Raw genomic sequence first — 382 nt, 5'->3', positions numbered from 1 at the left:
CAAGAATATCCAATAATTATTCCATTTATTTTATTGACAAACAGTTTAATGAATATATTTTAAGGAGCAACTATTCAGTCTCTCCGGACGCAAAATTTACAGACAGTGAGAAAACGGCAGCACGGCAGAAAGCTCCGTTTTATGCCGTTGTTGTGCAACAACGGGGCAAAACAGCAGTTCGAATACCGGATACTCGGTTTCCAGAGCAAAAACAGCTGTTTGAACGCCGGATACTCAGTTTCCAGGACAAAAACAGCTGTTTGAATGCCGGATACTCAGTTTCCAGAGCAAAAACAGCTGTTTGAATGCCGGATACTCAGTTTCCAGAGTAAAAACAGCTGTTTGAATGCCGGATACTCAGTTTCCAGAGCAAAAACAGCTG

Annotated in this window: 1 protein-coding gene; it reads left to right on the top strand. The window is 41.6% G+C overall.

What is annotated here, in order from left to right:
* Positions 1-305, top strand: a 305-nt coding sequence (locus tag EII41_RS14410; RefSeq protein WP_221620746.1) for a hypothetical protein, incomplete at its 5' end; no start/stop codon positions are given.
* Positions 306-382: the final 77 nt, after the last annotated feature.

The organism is Tannerella forsythia, assembly GCF_003860135.1.
Classification (GTDB): Bacteria; Bacteroidota; Bacteroidia; order Bacteroidales; family Tannerellaceae; genus Tannerella; species Tannerella forsythia_A.
The sequence above is the reverse complement of the archived record's forward strand: the minus strand, read 5'-3'. Positions and strand labels throughout refer to the sequence as shown.